Origin of the sequence: Amycolatopsis keratiniphila subsp. keratiniphila (assembly GCF_001620365.2) — a bacterium.
GTDB lineage: Bacteria > Actinomycetota > Actinomycetes > Mycobacteriales > Pseudonocardiaceae > Amycolatopsis > Amycolatopsis keratiniphila.
The window spans coordinates 1-856 of the sequence record NZ_LQMT02000059.1 but is presented as its reverse complement, the minus strand read 5'-3'; the positions used below and the strand labels follow the sequence as shown (position 1 = coordinate 856).

At 65.4% G+C, this 856-nt stretch carries 1 protein-coding gene; it reads left to right on the top strand.

The genetic code is table 11. The features are described from left to right. Positions 1-856 (top strand): preprotein translocase subunit SecA (locus AVR91_RS41865; RefSeq protein ID WP_455577848.1); only part of this gene is annotated, 856 nt, incomplete at both ends.

Genomic DNA, 856 nt, shown 5'->3' with positions numbered 1-856 from the left:
AGGAGGTCCGCGAGGCGGGCGGGCTGTACGTGCTCGGCACCGAGCGGCACGAGTCGCGCCGGATCGACAACCAGCTCCGCGGTCGTTCCGGCCGCCAGGGCGACCCTGGCGAGTCCCGGTTCTACCTTTCGCTCGGTGACGAGCTCATGCGCCGCTTCAACGCGACGATGGTCGAGCGGGTCATGACCACCATGCGGCTGCCGGACGACGTGCCGATCGAGCACAAGATGGTCTCCAAGGCGATCAAGAGCGCTCAGACGCAGGTCGAGCAGCAGAACATGGAGATCCGCAAGAACGTCCTCAAGTACGACGAGGTCATGAACGAGCAGCGCAAGGTGATCTACGCCGAGCGGCTGCGCGTCCTCGAAGGCGAGGATCTGCGCGAGCAGATCGAGCACATGCTGGTCGACGTCATCAACGCGTACGTCACCGAGGAGACCTCCACGGGCTACGCCGAGGACTGGGACCACGAGAAGCTGTGGACGGCGCTGAAGCAGCTGTACCCGGTCAAGGTCACCTGGGAAGAGCTCACCGAGGACGACGACCTCGACGCCGACAGGCTGCGTGAGGCGCTGCTCGAAGACGCCCACCGCGCGTACGACGAGCGCGAAGCCGAGATCGACGGCAAGGTCGGCGAAGGCGCGATGCGGAGCCTGGAGCGTCAGGTGATGCTCACCGTGCTCGACCGCAAGTGGCGTGAGCACCTCTACGAGATGGACTATCTCAAGGAGGGCATCGGCATGCGTGCCCTGGCGCAGCGCGACCCGGTCATCGAGTACCAGCGCGAGGGCTACGACATGTTCCGCGCGATGCTGGAGTCGCTGAAGGAGGAGGCCGTCGGCTTCCTGTTCAACCT